We start from the raw sequence: 23,679 nt of genomic DNA, 5'->3' as shown, positions 1-23,679 counted from the left end.
TGTGATCTCGGCCTCGGTCGGGTTCTTTGTCAGGCTGGGGGCATGACAACTCAGCAGATCCAGAAGGCCGAACTTCTCAACGCGCTCCACGTTCCTGGCACGCCGCTCATCGTCACGAACGTCTGGGACGCCATCACCGCGAAGATCGTGTCGGAGGCGCCCGGCGTGAAGGCCCTCGCGACGGCGTCGCATTCGGTGTCCAACGTGCGCGGCCTTGAAGACGGCGGCGGGCTCACCGTCGACGAGGCGATCGCCGCCGCCCGCATCATCATCGGTGCGGTCGACCTGCCGGTGTCGGTCGACTTCGAGAAGGGCTACGCAGCGGATGCCGCCGGCGTCGCCCGTAACGTCCGTCGCCTCGTCGAGGAGGCCGGCGCCTCGGGCATCAACCTCGAGGACTCGATCGGCGCGGCGAAGGCGCCGCAGTACGACATCGCAACCGCGGCCGCCCGGGTGTCCGCCGCACGAACCGGGGCGGACGCCGCGGGCGTGCCGCTCGTGATCAACGCCCGGGTGGACACTCTCGCCGGCGGCGGCGAGTGGAGCGAGGCCGTCGCGCGCGCCAACGCCTACCTCGACGCCGGTGCCGACGTCATCTTCTTCCTCGGACTCGGCGACGAGGACAAGGTCAAGCGGGCCCTCGACGAGGTCAACGGTCGAGTGTCGGTGATCGGGCACCCGGGTGCCGTTCCCCTGGCCAGGCTCGCCGAACTCGGCGTCTCCCGGGTGAGCTTCGGGCCCGGCACGCTCGGACTCACGCTCGCCGCGCTGCAGCGCTCGGCGACGCAGCTCACCTCCCTTGGGGATTACCCGGACGATCTGGGCTTTCCCTTCTCGCTCTAGCGGGGCGCATGGGCCAGCAGGGCGGCGATTTGGGGAATATGCTCGGGAGAAAGTGAGAGGTTCCCGAGATGAAACTCAACGTTTCCGCCGCGCTGGTCCGCGGCATCCTGATCGGTCTGCTCCTGTTCGGAGCGGTATCGGCCGTCGCCGGCATGGTGCTCTGCTCGGGGTTCAACGGCGGCGGTCTGCCGCTGGCCTATCTTGACGGCACGCCGTTCTCGTCGTACTTCGTTCCGGGGCTCATCCTCGGCGTTGTCGCCGGCGGCACCCAGCTCCTCGCGGCGGTCGGCCTGCTGCGCCGCAGCGACTGGGCGCTGATCGCGACCGTCGTCGCCGGCTTCGGCATGATGATCTGGATCTTTGTGGAGATCGCGCTGATCAGGCAGTACTCGGACCTGCAGACGATCTACTTCAGCCTCGGTGTAATGGAACTGATCGCCGTCTTTGCCCTGCTGGGCCTCGCGCCCGGCGTGGTCCGCGACCTGGCGCCGGCCAGGGAGCGCGTGGCGCGCTAGCTGCCGGTCAGCGGATGCGGGTGGCCTCGTTGTGCTCGACGAGCACCCAGGTAGCGCCCTCGTCGTTGGAGACCCAACCCTCCCAGGAGTATGCGTCCGCGGTGATGGAGACGAAGTTCCAGCGGATCGGACGGCCGTCGGTGCCGGTGCCGTCCTGGCGCAGCCCGTTGCGGTGCGGGGTCGCCACGAGGTGGCAGTACTCGCCGATCGCGGGGGCGAAGTAGCTGACCCGCCAGGCGCCGGCGTGGGGGTCGTAGACGCGCACGGCCATGGCCACGGTTTCCCGGCCGTCGGGATGCGTGTCGCTCACGGGAACGTCGACGACCTCGACGTCTTGCACCGCGCGCCCGTCGAGCACGAATTCGACGATCCAGGTGAACTCGCGCTCGTGCCAGTCACCGGTGGACTCGTCCAGGCGTGACCCCTTCGCCGCCCAGCTGCCGACGAGTTGGCCGAAACGACGCATCCGCCCCGGATATTCGGGCGTCGGGCCGGGCGCGATGAGCGTCTCGGCAAAACCGGGTACGGATGTCGTCGTCATGCTCCCGATTTTACCGGCCGCATGTTGCGCCCGTGTGAACCCGGCCTCGTGCGCACCGGTCAGCCCTTTTCCGGCGCGCCGGCTGACGAGGGCAGAGCGGGGGGGGTGCGGCTACTCGACGCCCGCGGTCGGCTCGACGGAGACATCCGTGCGGTGGAAGTTCTGGAACGAGCGCGACGCCGTCGGCCCGCGCTGGCCCTGGTAGCGGGAGCTGTACTGGCTCGAGCCGTACGGGCGCTCGGCGGCGGAACTCAGCTGGAAGAAGCAGAGCTGGCCGATCTTCATGCCGGGCCAGAGCTTGATCGGCAGGGTGGCGACGTTGCTGAGCTCGAGGGTCACGTGGCCGGTGAAGCCCGGGTCGATGAATCCGGCCGTCGAGTGGGTGAGGAGGCCGAGGCGACCGAGCGAGCTCTTGCCCTCGAGGCGGGCGGCGATCGTGTCGGCGAGGCTGACCTTCTCATAGGTGGAGCCGAGCACGAATTCGCCGGGGTGCAGGATGAACGGTTCGTCGTGCGGGATCTCGATCAGCCGGGTGAGCTCGGGCTGATCCTCGGCCGGGTCGATATAGGGGTACTTGTGGTTGTCGAACAACCGGAAGTAGCGATCGATGCGCACGTCGACGCTCGAAGGCTGGATCATCTCCGGAGCGTAGGGCTCGAGCCCGATTCGTCCCGCGTTGATTTCGGCCTTGATATCACGATCGGAGAGCAGCACGGGTCCAGCCTAACGGCGAGGACTTGATATGCTGGCACGGTTCCGGTGCAGGCTCTGCCCGCTGCCGGACGCGCGGATGTAGTTCAATGGTAGAACTTCAGCTTCCCAAGCTGATAGCGCGGGTTCGATTCCCGTCATCCGCTCCACTCAAGGTCGAACCGTCACCGTTTGTTGTCGAGCGCTGTGCGGTCCAGGCGGATGCGCTACGCCGGAGAATCTCGCGACTCACCGCATCCGTCAGCACAGTCCAGCGGCTGGGGGCGCTGCGACTAGTCCTTCATACCCGTCACAATGGCGATCCCGAGTAGGACAACGGAGATCATGAAGACCGCAAAACCTACCGCCAGCACCATTGTGGCTCGTGCCTGAGGTGCGCGGTGTTTCCTGCGGGCGGCTCGATCGATTCCGATACCTGCGAGAACAACGCCGACGACGCACACGATTCCCCCAAGGGAGGCGGTCGTCGATGCTCCGGAACCGACCCACCCGGCCTTGGTCGTGAGAAATACGACGGGTGACAGGAGCACGGCGGCGATACCCGCAAGGAGCACGAGGAAGCCGCAGATGCCAAACCACTCACGCGGCTGGGTGCCTGCACTGTCACCGCGACGGATCGTGGTCCACGCCGCGCCATCCCAGTAAGCGACCTTGCCTGTTGACGCGCCAGAAGGCACCTCGACCGGGTACCAGCCGGGATCCTCAGGTGTCGGCTGCGAGACCGGAACATGGGCCATCTGACTTCCCCTTAGTCGTCGGCACGCAGGCCGTTGGCTACCCCCGACCCTGAGCATACGATATGCGGCGATCCGCACAATCCGGCGGCCAGCGCCGGACCCGCACATCCGTTGCGTCCGGTATTCTCGACCCGAACCGAGGAGTACCTGTGACTGACCCAACTTTGCGAATGCCGGACACTGTCTTCCGGGCGGTGCTGGACCTGGGCGACCTGCCGCTGGAGGCTCCGCCGCTGCCGACCCAGTTCCGGAACCCCGTGCTGAACGCCGACTGGTTCGTCGACGGTGAGGGCGAGGCCGACGAAGAAGAAGTGGCCGTGTTCTCCATCGGGTTCGAGGGCGGAGAGCTGCACCTGGAAACGACACCCGACGGTGTCGAGCATCATTTCCATGCCGCCGACGGGGAAGAGAGCGATCGCAGCCCGTGGCCGAAGCGGGAGACGAAGGAACTCGTGGCGTGGGCCCTGGCGCTCGTGAAGCACACCCTTCCTCTGCTCGAGGATCTCGCGGAGGACGCCGAGGAAGCCGCCGACTGGCACCACGAGGGGCTTCGGGTCTACGCCCGCGACTACGGGGTGATTCCCCTGGAGATCGTGGACGTGGCCATTCCCGGCGAGCAGATGATGCTGCCGTGGCTGGGCTCCGGGCGCACCGACCATCTGCACGCGGACGATGAGGCACACAGCCTGCTCCTCACCTGGAACCCGGAAGACGCGGACCCCGAGACACCGATCGTGCGGGCGTGGCTCGATGCGGCCACGGGGGAACCGGCGTCCGAGGCGGTCGCCGGCGTCGACTGGGTCGCGGTCGGGCTCCCCGAGGAGGAGGTGCGCGCCTGGTTCGAGGCGTTCTACCTCAACCACGAGGTCCTGGGCGACCCCGCCGAGCTCATCATGCGTGCCGCCCTGAACCGCATAGCCGGCCTGAGCTAAATCTGACCCCGGCCTGGGCTAGGCCTGGCCTGGTCCAGACCTGGCCAGGCCCGCGGGCTGGGGGCCCGCACCGCGGCCGTCGCCTCAGGGCCGCAGGCCGGCGGCCTGTCGGGCCAGCCCTTCGATGCGCGTCCAGTCGCCGAGCTCAATGGCATCCAGCGGAGTGATCCAGGTGCCGCCGATGCATCCCACGTTGGGCAGCGCGAGGTAGACCGGCGCGCTCGCGAGGGTGATCCCGCCCGTCGGGCAGAACCGAGCCTCGGGCAGGGGCGACGCGAGCGAGCGCAGCACGGCGTGGCCGCCGGACGCCTCGGCGGGGAAGAACTTCATCTGCGGATGTCCCCGCTCGATCAACCGCAGGACCTCCGACGCGGTCGCCGCTCCCGGCAGGTAGGGCAGACCGGATGCGTCCATCGCGTCGAGCAGGGCATCGGTCGACCCGGGCGAGATCAGGAACTGGGCGCCGGCCTCGGTGGCCCGGCGCACGAGCACCGGGTTGTTCACGGTTCCGGCGCCGATGACGGCTCCGGGCACCTGCTCGGCGATCGCGCTGATCGCACGCAGTGCGGCGGGGGTGCGCAGCGTCACCTCGATGACCGGCAGGCCACCCGCGACGAGGGCCCGGGCCAGTTCCACCGCGCGATCCGCATCGTCGATAACGACGACGGGAATCACGGGAGCAAGATCGAGCAATTGAGCGGCGTTCAGGGTAGACATCAGAGGGCTCCTTCGTGGGTGTTGGTGATGACGCTGGCGCCGCGGTCGGCCGGGCCGACGTGCCGGCGGAAGACCGAGAACAGTTCCCGGCCGGTGCCGGACCAGCTGGCGTCGTCGAGCGCGGCACCGGTGACCTCTCGGGCGGCGAAGACGTCGTCGCCGACGAGGACGTCGAGAGTGCCCGCCGTCGCGTCGAGGCGAAGGATGTCGCCGTCGCGAATGCGGCCGATCGGGCCGCCCGCTGCCGCTTCGGGGGTGAGGTGGATGGCGGCCGGGATCTTCCCGGAGGCTCCGGACATCCGCCCGTCGGTGACGAGCGCGACCTGATAGCCGCGATCCTGGAGGATGCCGAGGGCAGGGGTGAGCTTGTGCAGCTCGGGCATCCCGTTCGCGGACGGACCCTGGTAGCGAATCACGGCCACGAGATCACGGTCGAGCTCACCGGCCTCGAACGCCGCGAGGAACACGTGCTGGTCGTCGAACACCACAGCGGGCGCCTCGATGACGTGGTGTTCGGTCGCCACCGCCGCGACCTTGATGACGGCGCTGCCGAGGTTGCCGTTCAGCATCCGGAGCCCGCCATTCGGTGCGAAGGGCGCCGAGGCGGGCCGCAGCACGTCCGTGTCGAGACTCACGGCGGGCCCGGGCCGGTAGCTCAGGGTGGTTCCGTCGAGCACCGGCTCCCGGCGGTATGCGTCGAGCCCTGCGCCGGCGACGGTGCGGACGTCGGGGTGCGCCAGGCCCGCGTCGAGCAGCTGGCCGATCAGGAACGCCGTGCCCCCGGCGGCGTGGAAGTGGTTGATGTCGGCGGGGCCGTTCGGGTAGATGCGGACCAACAGGGGAACGACCTCGGACAGGTCCGCGAAGTCCTGCCAGGTAAGCTGGATCCCCGCGGCGGCCGCGATGGCCGGGAGGTGCAGCGTGTGATTGGTCGACCCTCCCGTGGCCAGGAGGGCAACGACCCCATTCACGATCGACTTCTCGTCGACCACGCGTCCGATCGGGGTGTACTGGTCTTTCAGCTCGGTCAGCGCGACCACCTGGCGGGCCGCCGCCGCGGTGAGCGCCTCGCGCAGCGGAGAGTCCGGGCTGACGAAGCTCGCTCCGGGGAGATGCAGGCCCATGACTTCCATCAGCATCTGGTTGGAGTTCGCCGTTCCGTAGAAGGTGCAGGTGCCGGCGGAGTGGTACGACGCCGTCTCGGCCTCGAGTAGTTGTTCCCGGTCGGCCAGTCCCTCGGCATAGAGCTCGCGGATGCGGCTCTTTTCCTTGTTCGGGATCCCCGAGCTCATCGGGCCCGTCGGCACCAGGATGGCCGGGAGGTGACCGAAGGCCAGGGCGCCGATGACCAGGCCGGGCACGATCTTGTCGCAGACGCCGAGGAGAAGCGCGCCGTCGAACAGGTCGTGGGCCAGCGCGACACCGGTCGCCATGGCAATCAGATCCCGGCTGAACAGCGACAGCTGCATGCCGTCCCTGCCCTGGGTGATGCCGTCGCACATGGCGGGCACGCCGCCCGCGACCTGTGCGATGCCTCCGGCCTTCCGGACGGCGTCTTTGAGGATCGCCGGGTAGGCCGCGAACGGCTGGTGGGCGGAGAGCACGTCGTTGTAGGAGGACACGATCCCGATGTTCGGTTTCACGAAGGCGCGCAGCGCGGCCTTGTCCTGCTGGCCGGTGGCGGCGAACCCGTGAGCGAGGTTGGCGCAGCCCAGGCGACCGCGGGTCGGTCCCTGCTCCGCGGCGGCGTCGATCCGGGCCAGGTACCGCGCCCGGGTTCCTGCGCTGCGTTCGATGATGCGGCGCGTGACCGCTTCGACGACCGGATGGATCACCGCGGTGGTGACCGGCAGCTGAGCGGTGGAAGGCCCCGGTGTGGCCGCACCGAGTGCGGACGAGCCGGCGGCCGGTCGCAGGCCGAGCATCGTGACGATCCTGGCGGCCTCCTCGGCCGGCGGCCTCGCCGCGTCGATCAGGATGCCCCGCTCGTCGGAATCCAACGGCTCCAGGGTGTCCAGCTGCGAATCGAGAAGACTGGCCGGCATGTAGTGGTCGAGTCGGGCGGACATCCGTGCGCCGAGCAGTTCCTTCGAGCCGACAAGGTGCACGAAGATCACGTTCTGCTCGCGCAGCACGTCCCGATACTTCTTCTTCAGCGCCGAGCAGGTGACGATGCCGGGACGGTCTGCCGTGGTGTGCCCGACGATCCACGACGACACGGTGTCGAGCCAGGGCCAGCGGTCCTCGTCGGTGAGTGGACTGCCCGACGCCATCTTGGCCACGTTCGCCGCGGGGTGCAGATCGTCGCCCTCGACGAAGTCCCACCCGAGCTGGCCGGCGAGGAGAGCGGCTACGGTCGACTTGCCCGAGCCGGAGACCCCCATCACGACCAGGACCGGGTGCCGGTCGGGCACGCCGACAGGGGTGTGCGGGTCGCTGCTGACGCGGGCTGGTGGGGTGGCGTCCGTCAGTCCGGCTGGTGTGGATGAGTACATCGTCGTCCTCTCGCGAGGACGCGTCGGCGCGACCTCATTGTCAGGCCCAGGTCACCGCGCTCCGCTGACTGCGGGCACAGCGAGGTTGACGCTGAATTTCATTAATCAGATTAATCTGATTAATCAGATATTGCGAGTGTGGCACTCCGGGAGAGAGTCGTCAAGTCGACGCGTGTGCGGCACGCACGCGGCACGAACGCGGCGAGCGCGGCGCCTCCCCGTGGCCCGGCGCGCTTCCCTGCTATCGTGCGTGGATGATGACCGAGGGCTTCACGATTCGCAGTACGACGGCAGCAGACTGGCGCGAGATCCGGGAACTTCGCCTGGAAATGCTCCGCGACACGCCCCTCGCCTTCGGGGAGACCTTCGACGTCGCGCTCGCGCACGACGAGGCCGAATGGACCATGCGCGGTGCGCGCGGCACCACCGAGCATTCCATCGTGGTCGTGGCGATCGCGCCGTCCGGCCGCTGGATCGGCACGATGGCCGGCTACATTCCCGACGAGGCCACCGGCCCGCTGCTCGTCGGCGTCTACGTCGCGCCGGACTACCGCGGCGGGGCGGCGGGAGTGACGGATGCCCTGCTGTCGCGGATCGAGGGCTGGGCGCTCACGGAATCGGGTCGGCTCACATTGCACGTGCACGAGCACAATGACCGTGCCCGTGCCGCGTACGAGCACCGCGGCTTCGCGGCAACCGGAGTGACCGCGCCATACGACCTCGACCCGACGACGCGGGAGCTCGAAATGGTCAAGCAGCTCACCGCGCAGCGGGCGTGACCCACACCGCTACGGTGGGAATCCGCGGAGGCCGTCAGAGGTCGCTCGGACGTGTGATGTCGAGGCGCCGGACGGATTCGGCGGGCGTTTCGCTCCGGAGCAGCAACACCGCAGAGAGGTCCCCAGCACTCTCGGCCTCATCGATGAAGGTGGTCTGCACCTCCCTGTCCCACTCCTCGCCCCTGATCCGGGCCTCCTCAGCACTGATCGCCTCGGCTTCCCGCGGGTCCCGGCGCGGCCGACGTGTCCCCGGTTCCGTGGGGTGCTCACTGAGGTAGGTGCGATACGCGGCCCGTTCGAGACGCCCGGCCCGGAAGTGAGTGCGACCGAAGCTGACGGGCAAATAGGCAACGGCCGCGATCACCAGTCCCATGAGCAGATTCCCCTGGACGACGAACAGGGCACCCCCCAACAGGAAGAGCGGCGCAACGCTGAACAGCACCCACGCGACCAACAGGTTCATCCCGCCGGTCGTCGAACTCGTTTCCCTGTTTCTCTGGGGTACTAACACGGCCGTTCTCCTCCGGTGGTGAAGCGCGATGGTAGGGGTCTACACAGGTGCTACGACTGCGCGAGGCGCTGGGCGGTCCACTGCGCGTCGAGGTCGGCGAGGAGCTTCTTCGTCGGGTCGGTGGCATCGGAACGGGTTGCCCGCGACGCTTCTCCTCCGGCTTCCCATTCGACGGTGAAAACGGTCGGACGGTCGAAGACGGCGATTTCGGTGGGCCGGGTCTTCCACAGTCCGCTCGCGATGACGGCGTCGACGATCTGGCGCCCCAGCACCGGGGTGTACTGGTGCGGCGTGAGCGACAACCGGGTCGGCGAGACGTACACCGGGACCGCCGCGTCTCCGGCCCCGAGCGCGGCGAGCGCGGCGACCAGGCCGAGCTGGGCCGGAACGGTCCCGTCGCCGTTCACGTAGACCCCGTACGAACCGCAGCTGACGGCCACCTTACTGACCCCCGCCGGGCGCGGCTCGGCGTCGATCGCCGTCGTGACGGCCGCGCACTGGCCGGCGGCCACCGGCGAGACGGCGATCGTGCCGTCGGCAGTGGTCCGGTAGGTCGTCACGCCCGGGAGTGCCCCCAGGAAGTCGAGGAACGGACCGTAGCCGGCGCTGGCCGCCGTCACCGTACGGAGGGAATCGGAGGCCAGGTCGCCGTCGACGGAGACGGTGAAGGTGTTGGCAGCCAGCAACGGGTCGGCCGCGAGGGGCTGGAGGACGACTGCGACACGCGTCACGGCCGCGATGTCAATCGTCCCGACGTTCGTGTCCGAACACATCGACGCGTCCAGGGACGTGACCTCCGGGTCGGCGATGAGATCTCCCACCACGGCGAGGAGGTTCGCGTTGGCGAGGCAGGTCGGCGCCCCGCCGTCCGCGGCGAGCTGCGGAGCCTCATTCGAGAGGGAGAATCCGTCCCCGCCCCACGAGGTTCGGACGCTGACGGGGGCCGGGCTCCCCGCGCTGTAAGCGGTGTACACGGGCAACAGCTGAGCCTTCGTCGTGACGAGATCGAGGCCCCGGGTATCGACCATCCCGTCGGTGACAGCGGGGTCGTGGGTGATGGCGATCAGGATGTCAGCCAGGGCAGACGTTGTCGTCGCGTCCTCCTCGACGAACAGTGTCACGCTGTGATATTCCAGCGAGATGCTGAGGGCGTTCTTCCCGGCGAGGTACTGCGCGGAGTCCCGCGCGAGCTGGCGCACCTGGTCGTCGGTGGCGGAGTCCTTGATCTTCGCGCTGACGCTGGGGTCGCACATCGCCTCGCACCCATCCAGGTGCATCGAGGACGACTGGACGATGGGGTGGTCGCGCATCCACTTGTTCGCGGCGTTCCCCTGAGGCGAGCAGGCGGTGAGGGCGCCCGTCGCCAGGAGGCACAGGACGATGGCTGCGAGCGCGCGCCGGCCGGAGACGGACGCACCGCGAAAGGAGCGCGTGCCCGACGGCATCCGCTCTCGAGAACCCTGAACCATGCGACGCCCCCCGTGCGCTCGGAGTGTGCGAGCGCACCCCTGTTTAGCAGCTTTGCCCGCACGCCGCTCGGTTCACGGTCAGTCGAGGGGCGGTGTCGCCGCTTCCTGCCGGGCATCGATCTCACGGATGATGTCCGTCGCGCTCGCGGGGTCGATCGCGCGTTCCCGCACCGCCCGGGTCAGGGCATTGCGCTGGCGGTCGAAGCTGGCGCCCGCGTACTCGTCGACCGGAGCGGTCGCATCGTCTGATGCGGCCCCGGCGGCGTCCGCGACGGCGCGGGCCCTGGCCCGGCCCTCCTCGATCTCGGCGTCTTCCGCGCTCGTGTCGATGCGCAGCATCCGGGCGAGCAGCGGCAGCGTCGCCCCCTGCAGCAGCAGGGTGCCGACCGCGACGATGAACGCGACCGTCTGGATGAGGGTGCGGCCGGGAAAAGGTGCCCCCGACGCGATCGTGAGGGGGATACCGCCGGCCGCGGCGAGGGTGATGATGCCGCGCATCCCGGTCCAGGAGACGAGCAGGTTCTCCGGCGGCGTGAGGGTCTCGATGTGGGCGAGGTCGCGGCCGCCCTGGCGGCGACCAGCAGACTCGCCCGGCCTACCCCGACCGCCGGAGGGCCCGCCGCGACCGCCCCGGCCACCGGACGGCCCGCGCCGATCACGCCGGTCACGTCGGCGGACCATCGCCGCCGGTTCGAGCGAGCGGGCGAGGCGTTTGGCGTACACGAGGAGGGCCAGTTGCGACCGACCGTAGCTGAAGTACACCCACGCGAAGCGGCAGAGCACCACGGCCAGGAGCACGATCAGCGCGAGGCCGATCGTCGATCCGGTCGGGGTGCTCGACTCGGCCAGGTCTTCCAGAACGAACCGGAACTGCAATCCCATGTACGCGAAGACGAACGCCTCCAGGAGCAGGTCCACCACGGGCCAGAGCGCGGCCTCCTGCAGCCGGGTGCGGAACGCCGTGGAGGGAGTGCCCGCGGGCACCGTGCGGTAGTTGGCCAGGCTCACGGTGAAGCCGGCGGCGACGACCGCGATGATGCCGGAGGCGTGCAGGCTTTCGGCGGCGAAATACGCCAGGAACGGCACGAGCAGGTTGAGGCCGCTCTCGATGGTGGGGTTCCCCACCTTCGCCCGCACCGCCGACATGAGCCGGCCGAGAATCACCCCGAGGAGGAGCCCGATCACGGCCTCCCAGCCGAACAAGAGGAACGGGTTCTCGATGAAGCCGGCGTCGCCGGTGACCGCTGCGACCGCGACGGCGAACAGGGTGAGCGCCGCCGCATCGTTGACCAGGCTCTCCCCGGTGAGGATCGAGACCGTGCGACGGGGGAGGCCGAGCTCGCGTCCGTGGCTCACGGTCGTGACGGAGTCCGGTGGGGCGACCACGGCGGCGAGGACGAGCGCACCGGCCAGGCCGAGTTCCGGCGCGAGCCACGAGGTGAGGAATCCGACGACGACGGTCGTGAAGACGACGAGCCCCACGCCGAGGCCGAGGATGCTGCGGAGGTTCTTGAGGAACGCGAAGAGCGAGAAGTTCAGGGTGGCGGAGTACAGCAGCGGCGGCACCACGACCCCGAGGATCAGGTGCGGGTCGAGCTGCAGCCGCGGGAGTCCGGGCAGGAACGAGAGCGCGGCGGCGAGCGTGACCGTGATGATGCCGGCCTGCGCTCCCCGGCGGTGTGCGAAGGCCGCGATGAAGAGGGCGCCGGTCATCACGAGGAGCAGCTGTACGTCCATGGTGCCTGCCTTCCGGAAGCCGTGGTCCCAGTCTTGCCCATGGGCGGCCGGTCACGAGCCCGTGAGCTCTCCTGTCGACGGTTGCCGTGAACCGATCGGAAGGATGCCGGACGACGCCTGGGCCGCACGTCTGCGATCATGAGGCCATGGACATCGGAAATCAGGCAACGTTCGGCGGATGGTGGTTCGCATTGACCCTCGTGAACGCGGGGTTGGCGGAGTCGAAGGGGCGCGGCCGGCTGATCTGGTGGCTGTTGTCCCTCCTCCTGGGACCGATCGCGACTTTCCTGATCGTCGTCATGCCCCGGGGCACCCTCCCTTCCTGACCACGCCCGGCCTCGGCGGTGCCTGCGGAGCGCAGCTCGAGGGCGCTAGCATTCCCAGCGAGGAGGTCGCATCATGAGGATTGCTGTCGCCGGCGCGACCGGCACCGTCGGAAGGCACGTCGTCGTTGCCGCCGAGCGCCGGGGTCACGACGTCGTCCCGCTGTCCCGGTCGACCGGGCAGGACGTCAGCACGGGCGTCGGACTCGACGCGGCGCTCACGGGAGCGGATGCCGTGATCGACGTCACGAGCGTGGCGAGCACCTCGGCCGCGGCATCCGTCGATTTCTTCGGCGCGGCGACCCGGCACCTGCTCGATGCCGAAGTGCGCCAGTCGGTGGGACACCACGTGGCGCTGTCGATCGTCGGAATCGACTACCTGCCGCTCGGATACTACGCCGGGAAGGTCGAGCAGGAGCGGCTCGTCACCGCCGGGCCGGTGCCGTTCAGCATCCTGCGGGCCACCCAGTTCCACGAGTTCGCGCGGCAGGTGCTCGATCGTGCGTCGTTCGGCCCGATCGCGCTGGTCCCCGCCGGGCTGCTGCGTCCGGTCGCGGCCGTCGACGTGGCCGCTGCGCTCGTCTCGATCGCCGAGGGCACCGGGCGCGGGCGTCACCGCGACCTGCGCGGTCCGCGCGATGAGACCCTCCTCGACATGGTGCGCGCCGTCATCCGGGCCGAGGGGCGACGGCTGCCAGCACTCGGGGTGTCCCTGCCCGGCGCGTACTGGCGCGGGATGCGTTCCGGGGTGCTGCGCGGTACCGCGGACGCGGCCGAGGGCCCCATGACATTCGCCGAGTGGATGGCCGCTGAGTGGTCCACCTAGTCCCGGTTGGCGCCCGGCTATTCGAGCGGGGCGCGAGGGCCGGCTAGCGCCGAGCCAGCGCCGCGATGAACCCGCCGACGAACGAGTCGCCCAGTCCGATGGTTGTCGGCGCGGCCACGGTGAGCGCGAACGCGGGCAGGCACCGGACAGTGGGGCCCATCCGGTCCTCGAGGTCGGCAGCGAAACGGGTGCCGAGCACGCTGGGCACCCGGCTGTCGATCTCCCGGTAGTCCCGCTCGGTGAAATCGTCCCCGTAGCAATACCGCGTGCTCGCCATGGTGATACCCCCCTGCAGGCTCGCGGCATAGGACGCTGCCAACTCACCGAGGGCGAGTGACCAGTACTTCGTGTGCACGACCAGGGTCGCGGCGGGGATCAGGAGCTGCAATTCCCGGAGGGCCTCGGCCACCTCGTCGACGGCCAGGAGATCGACGGGGCGTCCGAGGTAGGCCTGCATTTCATCCTCGTTCATGCTGTACACGTCGATCACCCCGATGAGGGCGTCGCGCACGTACCGACTCATCGCCGGGACATGGAATCCGGCGTCCTCGTAGTAGACGACGGCATCGAGCGGTAACTGTTGCATGTGCTGCCGGATGTCCAGCAAACGTTCTCGGAGCAGGTCCGTGTCCTGGATGACGTTGAACCCGGAGATCAGGAATATCTCGGCCTCTCGGAGCGCCTCTCCGAGACCCTCGCTCAGCAGCAGCCGTTCGTTCGGTGGATCATTGGCGTAGATGACCCGGTTCGGGTGCGGCGCATCCAGGTCGATGTCCCCGGCCTGGACACGCGCACCCGCGCTGAACTGGACGATGAGATGCGGGTCGGTCGTGTCGTGATCCGCGCTGCAGAGATAGGCGCATCCCGCGGGGAGCAGCCTGCGAACGTGATCGTCGATGCTGACCAGGTGCACCGTGCTCTCGACACCGAGCGCCTGCATCGCCATCGCGGCGCGCACGCACGTGCCGCCCAGGGTGATCCTCCGATCGAACCGGGCGGCGAACGTCTCCACGATGTCGGAGGAGGCGACGAATCGCTCTCCTCCGGCACCGCCCGCGAGAAACGCGAGCAACGTGACGACCAGGTCCCGCTCGCTCATCACCGGGATCGAGGCATCCAGCTCCGACGCGCGAATGGAGTATTCGCGGATGAGGTGCTCGATCACCCGGGAGTCCCAGGCGATCTCGTAGTCGACGGTGCCGCCGAGCCCCAACACCAGTTTTTCGCGCATGGAGATGTGTGCCAATCGATTAGTAGAGTGCTGCTTTTCCGGCCGCGTTGAACAGGTCGATCTTCTGCGCCGCGGTGACCTTCATGGCGGCGACGCAGGGCGGCTGGATCGTGTTCGGCTCCCGGACACCCGGGTCGGCCAGGACCTCGCGCATCTTGGAGTGGTACGACGACTTGATGTCGCTCGAGATATTGATCTTATTGATGCCCAGCCGCACGGCCTCGCCGATTTCCTGGTCCGGGTTGTTGGACCCGCCGTGAAGGACCAGGGGGATGCCGACCTTGCCGGTGATCTCGCGGAGCAGGTCGAGCTTGAGTTCTGGCTTCATACCTGCGGGATAGATTCCGTGGCTCGTGCCGATGGCAATGGCCAGGCTGTCCACGCCGGTGGATGCGATGAACTTCACCGCGTCGTCGGGATCGGTGAAGATGATGTTCGCCGTGCCGTCTTCGGCCTCGCTGTCGGTCTTGCCGATCGTGCCGAGCTCACCCTCGACAGAAATTCCCACGGCATGCGCTGCATCGACGACCCGCTTGGTGATCGCCACGTTGTCGGCGAACGGAAGCAGGGATCCGTCGATCATGACGGAAGTGAAACCGCTCTGGATGGCCACGAGCACCTGCTCGTAGGTCGCCCCGTGGTCCAGGTGGATGGTAACCGGCACGGTCGCGCGGTGAGCGCGCGCAATGATCGCGGGAAGCATGTCGACGCCGATGTGACTCAGTTCGTCCGGGTGGATCGCAATGATCAGCGGTGAGTTCTTCTCCTCGCTGATCTCGAAGAGACCGTTCATCATCGCGTAGTCGCTGACGTTGAACGCCGGGACAGCGAAGTCGTTCGCGTTCGCGACGGCCAGAAGGTCGATGCCATTAATTAACATGCGGGGGTTCTCCTTGGTTGGGGTGAAACGAGAGGGAAAAGACAGACGCGGCTAGTTCTTGACCGCTCCTGCGGTCATGCCGCCGATGAAGAAGCGTTGGAAGAAGAGGAAGAGGAGCAGGACCGGGATGCACCCGAGGATGCTCATCGCCATCATCTGGTTCCACTCGTAGGAGTTCTGACCCATCAGAAGCTGGATGCCGATGGGCACAGTGCGCATGTCCTGGGTGCGGGTCAGGGTCAGCGCGAAGAGGAACTCGTTCCACGAGATCATGAAGGTGTAGATGCCGACCGAGACGATGCCCGGGATGGAGATCGGCACCAGGATTCGCCACAGCGCTCCCATCGCACTCGCCCCGTCGACCCGGGCCGCCTCGTCCAGTTCCTTGGGCAGGGTGTTGAAGTAGCCGGTCATCATGATGATCGCGTACGGCAGGGTGAACACCATGTAGGTCAGGATTAGGCCCAGGTAGGTGTTGTACAGGCCGAGGGTCACCATCAACCCGAAGTACGGGATGAGCAGAGTGATGGGAGGCACGCCCTGCACGCTCACGATGATCATGTTCAGGGGTTTCTTGAACCGGAACTCGAATCGGCTGAAGGCATACGCCGCGAGAATGGCGATGAGCAGAGTCAACACCGTGACGGACAAGGACACCACGTAGCTGTTGATGAAGAACCGCACCTTGGTGGGGTCGGTCAGGATCGACGTGTACGCATCCCAGGAGAAGTTATCCGTGATGAGTTTCGGCGGGGAAGCAAAGATCTCCGTATTCGACTTGAACGAACTCGAAGCCATCCATAACACCGGGAAGCCGGCGAAGACGGCGCCGATCAGCAGTCCGATGAACAGTCCGGTCTTCTTCGCCAGGTGAACCCGTCGTTTGGTCGCAACCATTTCACTCCCGCGCTTTCTGGTATCGGGCATAGACGTAAGCGAGGACCGTCGACACGATCAGGAGCAGGACGGCACTCGCGGACGCCTGGGAGAACTCGTAGTTGCTGAAGGCCAGCTTGTACGTGAACGTGCTCAGCATCTCGGTTGCGTTGATAGGCCCACCGCCCGTGGTCATCCAGATCAGCGCGAACTGCTGCGACGTCCAGATGACGTCGAGCAGGGACATGCTGATGATGATGGGCTTGAGTTGAGGCAGGGTCATGTGCCAGAACTGCTGGAGCGCCGAAGCGCCGTCCACCTTGGCTGCTTCATAGAGGTCCGTCGGAATTCCCTGCAGGCCGGCCAGGAGGCTGACCATGTAGAACGGGTACCCGGCCCAGATGTTGATGAAGGTGACGGCAAGCAACGCCGTCCCCGGCGTCGACAGCCACTCGATGCCCGTGGGAGTGATCCCGAGGCCGACCAGGACGTAGTTGATGACGCCGTTCGGATTGAGCAGCAGTCGCCAGAGGATGGCGATGATGGCGACCGTGAACAGCCACGGCAGTACGTAGATCACCCGGAAGAGACCCGTGGTGAGATTGCTGAGCAGTTTCGTGTTGAGCATCATGGCGAACAACAGGCCGAGGACGAGGTGGGCAATGACGCTGACGATGGTGAAGATCGCCGTATTGAGCACGGCAGTCGGCAGGACGCCGTTGCTGAGCACCTTGACGTAGTTGTCCAGCCCGACGAACTCCGGATGTTTGTTGGTGATGACGTTGTCCATGAGCGAGTAGCCCATGACCATGGCGATCGGGATGAACATCAGGACGAAGAGCAGGGCCGCGGTCGGGGAGATGAATCCGTAGGGCGTGAGCCTGCCGGTCAGCGACTTCGCCGCGGTCCTCGGCTCAGCACCCGTGGTGCGTGTGGTTCTCAAGACGTGGTCCCTCCTTGAGTTTGGGTGGCCGCGCCGGGAACGAGTCCTGACGCGGCCACGCGAGGCTGGGGTGCGCCGGAACGGCTAGAACTTCGCCGTCCAGGCGGCCTGGGCCTTGGTCAGCATGTCGTCGACCGACTGGGTTCCGGTCAGCGCGCCCTGGAACTGCTCGTCGAAGTCACGCATCAGCTGTTCGGCGACCGGCAGCCCGACGAATTCGTTGACAGGCGTGCCACTTTTGTAGATGTCGAACGCTGTCTTGAACAGCGGGTCGGTCCCGGTGAAGTCCGGTGTGGACGTCGTGTTCCCGGGGAAGGCGTGTGCGAGCGTCGACAGCGTGGAGTTGGTCTTCTCGCTCATCAGGAACTGCACGAGCTTCCAGGCCTCCGCCTTGTGCTTTCCGGTGTCGGAGACGCCGATGCCCCAGGACGCGTATGGGATGCCGCGCTTGCCGGTGAAACCGTCCGTCGCGGGAATCGCCGAAATGCTGAACTTGAGGTTCGGGTTCTTCTCCCGGATGCTCGTGACGTGCGACAGGGAGTCGATCATCATGCCGACACGGCCGTTGGTGAATTCCTCCACCTTGTCCTGTTCCGTCATGGTGAGGGAACCGGGGGCGATGACGCCCTTGTCCCAGAGGTCCTTCACGTAGTTGGTCGCGCTCGTGACATCGGCGTTCGTGAGGTCCGGGGCGCCCTTCTTGAGCATACTCCCGCCCGATGCCCACGCCCAGGACATGACGTCATTCTGGATTCCGTTCGGCGCCTGGAGCGAAAGCGGGAGGACCCAGCCCTTGGCGTCCCCGCTCTTGGTCACAGCTTCGGCTGCCGCGGTGAACTCAGTCCGGTTGGTGGGCGGTGCCGTGACGCCGGCCTTGGCCAGCAGGTCGTCGTTGGTGAACATGGGATAGACGAAGTTGAGCACCGGGATCATGAAGGTCGAGTCCTTGATCTTGACCTGACTGGCCAGCTGGCTCTCGTCGTACCCGGCATCCTTCATCAGCTGGGAGAGGTCGGCAAGCGCGCCCTGCTTGGCGAAGTCACTCACCCACGCCCCGTCAAGTCCCACAACGTCGGACATGACTCCCGAGGCTGCGCCGGCGACAGTCTGGTCCTTGGTTGCCGCGTACGGCGCGCTGAGCAGCTTGACCGTAATGTTCGGGTTCTCCGTCTGGAATTCGTCCATCAGGGTGCGCAGTGCCCCCGCTGGAAGTTCCGGCTCCCACCACTGGGAGAATTCCAGCGTGACCTTCTCGTTCGGGTCTGCGGTCGCGGTAACCGAACTACTGGTACTGCACCCGGTGATCAGGGTGACGGCCATGCCTGCGACGACAAGAGGGACGACGGCCCTCCGGACCATAGCGCCTTTGCTATTCATGGTTCTCCATTCCAAGTTTTGCTGTGTTCTGCTGTTGTATGCGCTTTTCTGCGCCTTGTTGCATGATGGTAGCGGAGTGAATTGCTGATCGTCAAGCATACAAAAGCATCAATTTGTGACGGCATATGCCGTGACTTCACTGAATTTACGGGGAGGGCCGACCGCTCGGGAGTCTCGCCTGTATGCATGGTCATGCGTGAATGTCCGGGATTATCCCGATCAAATCGACAAAGTACTGAGTGAAAATGCAAGAAAATGCTAATATCAGGCATGTCCCATTCCACAACCCCGCGCTCGAACCGGCCCGATCAGGCCGCCCGCCTACCCGCGGGACGCAAGGCCGATCTCGCCCTGTTCGTGTCGGAGGCAGGACAGGTCACGGTCGGAGCCCTCGCGGAGCACTTCGGGGTCTCGGCCGACACCATCCGAAGGGACCTCGACCAGCTCGACGCCGACGGGGTACTGGTCCGGACCCACGGCGGTGCGGTCAGCCAATCGGTCATGGAGACCACGGAGAAGAAGCTGGACCTCCGATTGCGGCTGCAGACATCCGCGAAGGACAGGATCGGCGCGCTGGCGGCCGGCCTCGTGCAGGACGGCTCCGTCATCATGATCAACGCCGGCACGACGACGCTGGCAGCGGTGCGCCACCTGGACAAGCACCGCAACCTGACGGTGGCCACCAACAACCTCCGCATTCCGATCGAGATGCCACCGGATGTCTGTCGTGACCTGTATGTCTTCGGCGGCGCCGTGCGACTCAGCGGCCAGTCGACCATCGGACCCGTCGGGTTTCAGTTCGCCGGCAACGGGAACGACCTCGACGTGCGCTGCGACCTGGCCCTGATTTCGGTGGGGGCCGTTTCGGCCGATGGCGGATATTCGACGAGCAATCTGGCCGAGGCGGTCATGATGAGCGAGATGGTCGCCCGGGCTTCGCGTGTCGCGATCCTCGCGGACTCAACGAAGTTCGGGCGCCAGCTTTTCGCCCAGGTCGCCGAGCTGGGCCGGGCAGACTATTTCGTCACGGACCAGGCCCCGCCGGCCGACCTGGCCAAGGCCTTCCGGGCGAACAACGTGGAGGTGCTGACGCCGCCGCCCGGCCCACCGGACAGGCCCACCGGTCCGTAGCGTTCCGCCCGGCTACCCGAGCAGGGCGCGGAGCCCGACGAGCGCGGTGAGCTGGTGCTCGTAGATCGGCGCGGTCCCCGCGGACACGTCATCGCCGCGGCCGACGTGGAACGGGTTGATCCGCACGATCGGGAGGTCGTAGCGGGAGTGCAGGTCCCAGGTCAGGTTGCGCAGGTTCATCACGGTGAGGCCGACCCCCACCTCGAGGATGACCGTGCTGCCGGCGTCCTCCGCGGCGAGGTGTTGCTGGTAGTCGAGGAAGTCCTCCTCCTGGAGTTCGTTCGCCGCGTTGTTGAACCAGTAGTCGTCGAAGAACAGCACGTTGGGCCGGGCCAGACTGCCGCAGGTCGGGCAGACGGTGGTGGCGAGGCCCGGGTCGACGGTCGGGAAGACGCCGTGCGCCTCCGGTTCGGCGAGGCACTGGGAGCGATCGTAGGCGCCGTGGATCTCGAGGAGCTTCTCAGCAGGGAAGCCGTGGTCGGTGAAGGCGGTGTCGACGTTGGAGGTGAGCACGAAGTAGTCCTTCGCCGCGGCATCCAGCCAGTCCTGGAGCACGAAGTACGGGTCGGCCGGCCGGGCGGGCTTCTCCGATTCGCGCATCCCCCGCCAGGTTTCGCGAAAGAACGCGGCCTGCTGGTCGGGTTCCTCGAGCCAGAGCGGCGCGCAGGAGTGCTCGAGATTCGTGTGGCCGTAGTGCGAGACGGTGTCGCCGTACGCCGCGTTGTCTCCGGTCCAGTAGACGGGGGTTCCGATGTCGGCGCTCATCCCGGCGCCGGCGATCACGATGACGCGGTGCGCCCGCGCGAGCAGCGCGCGGCTCGGGGCAAGCGGGGTGTGCAGAACGGATGCTGTCGGTTGGGCGGACGGGACGGGCATGGAGCATCTCCAGAAACGGCCCGAGTCGACGGCCGCCCTTCCATTCTGCGCCTCAGGCCAACGGCCGGATGAGCGCCGGGTCCTGCCGCTCGGCATCGGGCACCCGCACGCTGTTCACCCGCCGGGAGACCGGATAGCTCTCGATGTGTGCCGCGACGGCGCTGGAGGTTCGGTCGAGGAGGTCGAGCAGGTGATTCGGGTCGGTGAGTTTGCCCGGCCTGAGCCACTCGTCCCAGACATTCCGTTCGAGGAATGCGGGCATCCGGTCGTGGATCTCGCCGGACGCGTCGCGGGCCTCCCGCGTGATGATCGTCATGCTGTGGGACCAGGAATCATCAGGCTCCTTGCGCGCCGCGTAGAGTCCGGCCGCGGCGAGGAGCCCGCCGCCGTGGATGAAGTGCGGCTGCTTGCCGTCCGGGAGGCTCTCCCACTCGTAGTAGCCCGTCATCGGGACGATGCAGCGCCGGGAATCGAAGGCCGTGCGGAACATGCCATTAGTGGCAACCGTCTCGATCCGGGCGTTGATCGGCGCGGGTCGGTTGCCGCCGGTCGACCAGGCGGGCTTGAGCCCCCAGGTCGCCGCATCGACCTCGCGGGTGATCGTGCCGTCGTGTTCCCACTCGCGCACCACGGGCACCCGGTCGGTCGGCGCGATGTTGTACGACGGCCGCCAGTCCCGGAAATCACCGCCGGACGCGACGAACTCCTGGATCAGATCGTCGGTGTCCTTGTCCATCGCGAATCGTCCGCACATGCGCTCAGGCTAATCCGGCCCGTGCGTGCTGACAATCGCGCGGCTAGGCTTTGCGAACCGGCATTCCCGCAGCCTGTTCGTTCTGGAGGAGTCACCATGGGTCTCTTTTCGCCCGGTTTCATGGGCCGTCGCCGCGAACCCGTCCCCGGCCTGCCCCCGGGCCAGCACCTCGTCACCGACTTCCCGGTGCTCTCGATCGGGCCGACCCCGCGGGTCACGCCCGAGGAGTGGCGCTTCAGCATCACAAGCGAGTCCGGGTTGATGACGACCTGGACCTGGGACGAGTTCCAGGCGCTGCCGCAGGAGGACGTGACCGTCGACATCCACTGTGTGACGAGCTGGTCGAAGTTCGGTACGGGCTGGCGCGGCGTCTCCCTCGACACGCTGCTCGACGGTGTCGATACCCAGGCGGGGTTCGCGATGGCCCGCAGCTACGGCGGGTACACGACCAACGTGCCACTCGACGAGCTGCGCGGCGGCAAGGCCTGGGTGGCGCACCAGTTCGACGGCTCGCCGCTCGCCCCGGAGCACGGCGGCCCCGCCCGGCTGCTCGTGCCCGCGCTGTACTTCTGGAAGAGCGCGAAGTGGCTGCGGAGCATCGAGCTGTCGACCCGCAACGATCCGGGTTTCTGGGAGCAGAACGGGTACCACATGCACGGCGACCCCTGGCGTGAAGAACGGTACTGGTGACTGACCTTCCGGCGAGCGCCGCCCGTTCCACGTGGAACGCCTCGGACTGGCACGAGGCCCTGGTCGTCGAGGCCTACGCCGAGACCCCGACGGCACGCACGATCCGGATGCGGCTGCCCGAGGCCGCCGCGCTGCCCGCGCTCGTCGCGGGGCAGCACATCGACGTGCGCCTGACCGCGCCGGACGGCTACACGGCGGTGCGCTCGTACTCGCTCGCCTCGGCGGCGACCGGGGGGATCCTCGAGATCACCGTGGAGGAACTCACCGACGGCGAGGTGTCGCCGTATCTCGTGCGCGGCCTCGATGTGGGCGACCGGCTCGAGATCCGCGGACCGATCGGCGGCTGGTTCGTCTGGCTCGACGAGGAACCCGCACCGGTGCAGCTCATCGCCGGCGGCTCCGGCGTTGTTCCGCTGATGGCCATGATCCGCGCCCACGAGGCGGGCACCAACCCGTCGCCGTTCCGTCTGCTCTACTCGGTGCGTTCACCGGAGATGGCGTACTACCGCGCCGAGCTCGAGGAGCTCGCCCGGGTCTCTCCCCGGTTCGACCTCGACTGGGTGTACACCCGGCGTGCGCCGAGCGGATGGCCGCACGCCCCCGGCCGCCTCGACCTCACCCGCCTCGCGGCGAGTGTTCAGCCCCTCGGCAGCACCGCCCTGACGTATGTCTGCGGTGCGACCCCCTTCGTCGAGTTCGTGGCGGACGCCCTCGTTCGCTCGGGCCGGGATCCCGCCCGGATCCGGACGGAGCGCTACGGCGGTGCCGAGGGCGGCTAACGTTTCCGCGCCCCCGCGATCACGTAATGTCGGAGATTTCCGCGACACGCTGCATCCGCCGACCGGACCGGCGGCGTTTCGCAAAAATCTCCGACTTTGCGCCGGCTCAGCCGACGGCTGTCGAGACGAACAGGACCGCCTCGCTCGCGACGAGGTCGTCGAGTTCGAGGACCCGGTCGAGGTCGTGCCCGGCCGCGATCGCCGCGGCGTGCTGCTCGGGAGTCTGCGGTGCGAGGCGGCCCTGCATGAACCCGCCGAGTGCCCGCACCGCGCAGGCCGCGATGATGCCCTCCGGTGTCCCGCCGACACCGACGACGACGTCGACGTCGGTCCCCGAGGTCGCTGCCGTGACGGCGGCGACGATATCGCCCTCGCCGACGAGACGGAGCTCGGCGCCGGTGGCCCGGATCTCGGCGATGAGCGTGGTGTGGCGGGGCTTGTCGAGCACGACGACCACGAGATCGGTCACGGCCGCCCCGGTGACGGCGGCGAGTCGGGCCAGGTTCTCGGCGATCGGGCGGCGGATGTCGACAACGCCCCGGCCGGCCGCGCCGCAGATGAGCTTGTCCATGTAGAAGACATCGACCGGATCGAACATGGTGCCGCGCGGGGCGAGGGCGATCACGCAGATCGAACCGGGGAGACCGGCGGCCGCGAGGCGGGTGCCGTCGAGCGGGTCCACGGCGACGTCGCAGAGCGGCGCGACGCCCTGGCCGAGCGCCTCACCGTTGGCGAGCATCGGGGCCGCGTCCTTCTCGCCCTCGCCGATCACGACGGTGCCGGAGAACGGGGCGTCCGCGAGCACGGCCCGCATGGCCGTGACAGCGGCGTCGTCGATGGCGATCTTGTCGCCGAGGCCGAGCCACGGCAGGCAGGCCGCGGCCGCGGCATCCGTCGCCTCACGCACGCGGGCGACGAGGCCGGCGGGATAGGAGTGCGCGCCGAGCACGACGGCGCCGGAACCTGAGTCGCCGGGGATGCCGGTGGGCTCACTTTCCGGCTCGGA

The 23,679-nt window shown here is 67.6% G+C and carries 25 protein-coding genes and 1 tRNA gene; 10 read left to right on the top strand and 16 right to left on the bottom strand.

Annotation, left to right across the window (positions count from 1 at the left end; genetic code table 11):
* Positions 1–42 precede the first annotated feature (42 nt).
* Together E3O44_RS11425 and E3O44_RS11420 are read left to right on the top strand one after the other, a co-directional pair.
* Positions 43–843, top strand: a complete 801-nt coding sequence (locus tag E3O44_RS11425; protein ID WP_134534819.1) for an isocitrate lyase/PEP mutase family protein — start codon at positions 43–45, stop codon at positions 841–843.
* A gap of 68 nt (positions 844–911) precedes the next feature.
* On the top strand, positions 912–1,358 hold the full coding sequence (locus E3O44_RS11420) for a hypothetical protein (RefSeq protein WP_134534818.1): 447 nt from the start codon (positions 912–914) through the stop codon (positions 1,356–1,358).
* Positions 1,359–1,365: 7 nt separating this feature from the next.
* On the opposite strand, the gene E3O44_RS11415 is transcribed toward E3O44_RS11420, so the two are convergent.
* On the bottom strand, positions 1,366–1,899 hold the full coding sequence (locus tag E3O44_RS11415; RefSeq protein WP_134534817.1) for a hypothetical protein: 534 nt from the start codon (positions 1,897–1,899) through the stop codon (positions 1,366–1,368).
* 111 nt (positions 1,900–2,010) lie between these two features.
* Positions 2,011–2,613 carry a dCTP deaminase gene (gene dcd / locus E3O44_RS11410; protein ID WP_134534816.1) on the bottom strand — a complete coding sequence of 201 codons (603 nt, stop codon included), beginning with the start codon at positions 2,611–2,613 and terminating at the stop codon, positions 2,011–2,013.
* Between the two features lie 72 nt (positions 2,614–2,685).
* Here dcd and E3O44_RS11405 point away from each other — a divergent pair.
* Positions 2,686–2,759 (top strand) — tRNA-Gly (locus E3O44_RS11405).
* 123 nt (positions 2,760–2,882) lie between these two features.
* Here E3O44_RS11405 and E3O44_RS11400 read toward each other — a convergent pair.
* Positions 2,883–3,347: a DUF2510 domain-containing protein gene (locus E3O44_RS11400; protein ID WP_134534815.1), complete on the bottom strand. Its 465-nt coding sequence runs from the start codon at positions 3,345–3,347 to the stop codon at positions 2,883–2,885.
* Between the two features lie 170 nt (positions 3,348–3,517).
* On the opposite strand from E3O44_RS11400, the gene E3O44_RS11395 reads away from it, so the two are divergent.
* Positions 3,518–4,279 carry a hypothetical protein gene (locus E3O44_RS11395; protein WP_134534814.1) on the top strand — a complete coding sequence of 254 codons (762 nt, stop codon included), beginning with the start codon at positions 3,518–3,520 and terminating at the stop codon, positions 4,277–4,279.
* Positions 4,280–4,363: 84 nt separating this feature from the next.
* Here the strand turns inward: E3O44_RS11395 and eda are convergent, their stop codons facing one another.
* The gene (gene eda, locus E3O44_RS11390; RefSeq protein ID WP_134534813.1) at positions 4,364–4,996 is read right to left on the bottom strand and encodes a bifunctional 4-hydroxy-2-oxoglutarate aldolase/2-dehydro-3-deoxy-phosphogluconate aldolase; all 633 of its coding nucleotides are present in this window, start codon (positions 4,994–4,996) and stop codon (positions 4,364–4,366) included.
* Entirely contained in the window at positions 4,996–7,491 is a 2,496-nt protein-coding gene (gene edd, locus E3O44_RS11385) for a phosphogluconate dehydratase (protein ID WP_134534812.1), read from the bottom strand. The genes eda and edd overlap by 1 nt, the downstream gene beginning before the upstream one ends.
* A gap of 254 nt (positions 7,492–7,745) precedes the next feature.
* On the opposite strand from edd, the gene E3O44_RS11380 reads away from it, so the two are divergent.
* Positions 7,746–8,270, top strand: coding sequence for a GNAT family N-acetyltransferase (locus E3O44_RS11380; protein WP_134534811.1), 525 nt, complete (start codon positions 7,746–7,748; stop codon positions 8,268–8,270).
* Positions 8,271–8,304: 34 nt separating this feature from the next.
* Here E3O44_RS11380 and E3O44_RS11375 read toward each other — a convergent pair whose 3' ends face one another.
* The 3 genes from E3O44_RS11375 to E3O44_RS11365 all read right to left on the bottom strand — a co-directional run bounded on the left by E3O44_RS11375 (position 8,305) and on the right by E3O44_RS11365 (position 11,987).
* Positions 8,305–8,733 (bottom strand): hypothetical protein, encoded by a 429-nt coding sequence (locus tag E3O44_RS11375; protein ID WP_166792622.1) that lies wholly within the window; start codon positions 8,731–8,733, stop codon positions 8,305–8,307.
* Positions 8,734–8,831: 98 nt separating this feature from the next.
* Positions 8,832–10,226 carry a hypothetical protein gene (locus tag E3O44_RS11370; RefSeq protein ID WP_166792621.1) on the bottom strand — a complete coding sequence of 465 codons (1,395 nt, stop codon included), beginning with the start codon at positions 10,224–10,226 and terminating at the stop codon, positions 8,832–8,834.
* A 102-nt stretch (positions 10,227–10,328) separates the two neighbouring features.
* On the bottom strand, positions 10,329–11,987 hold the full coding sequence (locus E3O44_RS11365; RefSeq protein ID WP_134534808.1) for a cation:proton antiporter: 1,659 nt from the start codon (positions 11,985–11,987) through the stop codon (positions 10,329–10,331).
* Between the two features lie 146 nt (positions 11,988–12,133).
* Between E3O44_RS11365 and E3O44_RS11360 the strand changes: the two genes are divergently transcribed.
* Together E3O44_RS11360 and E3O44_RS11355 are read left to right on the top strand one after the other, a co-directional pair.
* Positions 12,134–12,313 (top strand): hypothetical protein, encoded by a 180-nt coding sequence (locus tag E3O44_RS11360; RefSeq protein ID WP_134534807.1) that lies wholly within the window; start codon positions 12,134–12,136, stop codon positions 12,311–12,313.
* 73 nt (positions 12,314–12,386) lie between these two features.
* Positions 12,387–13,136 carry an SDR family oxidoreductase gene (locus tag E3O44_RS11355; RefSeq protein WP_134534806.1) on the top strand — a complete coding sequence of 250 codons (750 nt, stop codon included), beginning with the start codon at positions 12,387–12,389 and terminating at the stop codon, positions 13,134–13,136.
* 43 nt (positions 13,137–13,179) lie between these two features.
* On the opposite strand, the gene E3O44_RS11350 is transcribed toward E3O44_RS11355, so the two are convergent.
* From E3O44_RS11350 to E3O44_RS11330, 5 genes are all read right to left on the bottom strand, one after another.
* The gene (locus E3O44_RS11350) at positions 13,180–14,382 is read right to left on the bottom strand and encodes an ADP-dependent glucokinase/phosphofructokinase (protein ID WP_241976269.1); all 1,203 of its coding nucleotides are present in this window, start codon (positions 14,380–14,382) and stop codon (positions 13,180–13,182) included.
* A 4-nt stretch (positions 14,383–14,386) separates the two neighbouring features.
* On the bottom strand, positions 14,387–15,247 hold the full coding sequence (locus E3O44_RS11345; RefSeq protein ID WP_134534805.1) for a ketose-bisphosphate aldolase: 861 nt from the start codon (positions 15,245–15,247) through the stop codon (positions 14,387–14,389).
* Between the two features lie 51 nt (positions 15,248–15,298).
* Complete coding sequence (locus tag E3O44_RS11340) at positions 15,299–16,144, bottom strand: carbohydrate ABC transporter permease (protein WP_134534804.1); 846 nt, start codon at positions 16,142–16,144, stop codon at positions 15,299–15,301.
* A gap of 1 nt (position 16,145) precedes the next feature.
* Positions 16,146–17,066, bottom strand: coding sequence for a carbohydrate ABC transporter permease (locus tag E3O44_RS11335; RefSeq protein WP_241976267.1), 921 nt, complete (start codon positions 17,064–17,066; stop codon positions 16,146–16,148).
* A gap of 84 nt (positions 17,067–17,150) precedes the next feature.
* Positions 17,151–18,443, bottom strand: coding sequence for an ABC transporter substrate-binding protein (locus E3O44_RS11330; RefSeq protein ID WP_198415895.1), 1,293 nt, complete (start codon positions 18,441–18,443; stop codon positions 17,151–17,153).
* Between the two features lie 270 nt (positions 18,444–18,713).
* Here E3O44_RS11330 and E3O44_RS11325 point away from each other — a divergent pair, with 270 nt between their 5' ends.
* Positions 18,714–19,574 (top strand): DeoR/GlpR family DNA-binding transcription regulator, encoded by an 861-nt coding sequence (locus E3O44_RS11325; RefSeq protein WP_134534803.1) that lies wholly within the window; start codon positions 18,714–18,716, stop codon positions 19,572–19,574.
* A 12-nt stretch (positions 19,575–19,586) separates the two neighbouring features.
* Here E3O44_RS11325 and E3O44_RS11320 read toward each other — a convergent pair whose 3' ends face one another.
* Together E3O44_RS11320 and E3O44_RS11315 are read right to left on the bottom strand one after the other, a co-directional pair.
* Positions 19,587–20,450 carry a Sir2 family NAD-dependent protein deacetylase gene (locus tag E3O44_RS11320; protein WP_166792620.1) on the bottom strand — a complete coding sequence of 288 codons (864 nt, stop codon included), beginning with the start codon at positions 20,448–20,450 and terminating at the stop codon, positions 19,587–19,589.
* Positions 20,451–20,502: 52 nt separating this feature from the next.
* Positions 20,503–21,204 (bottom strand): SOS response-associated peptidase, encoded by a 702-nt coding sequence (locus E3O44_RS11315; protein ID WP_134534801.1) that lies wholly within the window; start codon positions 21,202–21,204, stop codon positions 20,503–20,505.
* Between the two features lie 96 nt (positions 21,205–21,300).
* Here E3O44_RS11315 and E3O44_RS11310 point away from each other — a divergent pair, with 96 nt between their 5' ends.
* Positions 21,301–21,894, top strand: coding sequence for a sulfite oxidase-like oxidoreductase (locus E3O44_RS11310; RefSeq protein ID WP_134534800.1), 594 nt, complete (start codon positions 21,301–21,303; stop codon positions 21,892–21,894).
* On the top strand, positions 21,891–22,673 hold the full coding sequence (locus E3O44_RS11305; RefSeq protein ID WP_241976265.1) for a ferredoxin reductase: 783 nt from the start codon (positions 21,891–21,893) through the stop codon (positions 22,671–22,673). The genes E3O44_RS11310 and E3O44_RS11305 overlap by 4 nt, the downstream gene beginning before the upstream one ends.
* 106 nt (positions 22,674–22,779) lie before the next feature.
* On the opposite strand, the gene E3O44_RS11300 is transcribed toward E3O44_RS11305, so the two are convergent.
* On the bottom strand, positions 22,780–23,622 hold the full coding sequence (locus E3O44_RS11300; protein WP_241976263.1) for a fructose-bisphosphatase class II family protein: 843 nt from the start codon (positions 23,620–23,622) through the stop codon (positions 22,780–22,782).
* Between the last annotated feature and the right edge of the window lie 57 nt (positions 23,623–23,679).

The sequence above is a fragment of the Cryobacterium algoricola genome, from assembly GCF_004402485.1.
GTDB classification, from domain to species: domain Bacteria; phylum Actinomycetota; class Actinomycetes; order Actinomycetales; family Microbacteriaceae; genus Cryobacterium; species Cryobacterium algoricola.
Note: the sequence above shows the minus strand (reverse complement) of the source record. Positions and strands in the feature narration are given on the sequence as shown.